2 protein-coding genes are annotated in these 572 nt (G+C 58.4%); one reads left to right on the forward strand and one right to left on the reverse strand.

Annotated features, from left to right (window positions below; translation table 11 throughout):
• Positions 1-77 precede the first annotated feature (77 nt).
• Positions 78-152: a membrane protein YpdK gene (gene ypdK, locus ADK28_RS31255; RefSeq protein WP_099782600.1), complete on the forward strand. Its 75-nt coding sequence runs from the start codon at positions 78-80 to the stop codon at positions 150-152.
• Between the two features lie 66 nt (positions 153-218).
• Here ypdK and ADK28_RS04180 read toward each other — a convergent pair.
• The coding region (locus ADK28_RS04180; RefSeq protein ID WP_048794970.1) for a cytochrome b at positions 219-572 on the reverse strand (354 nt) is incomplete at its 5' end.

Here is a 572-nt window from a genome sequence, read left to right on the forward strand (position 1 = left end):
CAAGCCGGTTGCCCATAAAATACTCAGCACAACAATCGGGATCATTGCTGGCGAGGACTCCAGACAGGAGTTGTTCAGTGAAATATTTTTTGATGGGCGTGTCATTCATGCTGGTTGCCTGGGTTGGCACCTTCATGTTGATGGTTGCCTGACAGCAGCCAGACCAGGAACACAGCCAAAGGGACGCGCAAGCGTCCCTTTGTCGTTTCGGCGAGCGATCATTTGCCCGGCATCATGCGGCGCAGGGTGTCGTCCTTGCGCAGGTAGTGGTGATACAGCGCCGCCAACGCATGCGCGCCAATGATAAAGTAGCCAACGTTTGCCAGCGTCTCATGCACCGTTTTGACCAGCCTGCGCATCACCGGATCCGGCGTCACCCATTGCGGGACCGGCCACCCCAGTAAAGTCCACGATTTCCCGCCGTAGGCCAGGGTTAACACGCCCAGCAGCGGCAACATCAGGAAGACCACGTACAGCAGCCAATGGAAGATCTTGGCACCCACTTCCTGCCATTCCTCCAGCGGCGGCGTGGTCGGCGGCGCAGCGTGGAAAGCGCGCATGGCCAACCGAAT

The sequence above is a fragment of the Serratia sp. 506_PEND genome (assembly GCF_001076875.1).
GTDB classification, from domain to species: Bacteria; Pseudomonadota; Gammaproteobacteria; order Enterobacterales; family Enterobacteriaceae; genus Serratia; species Serratia marcescens.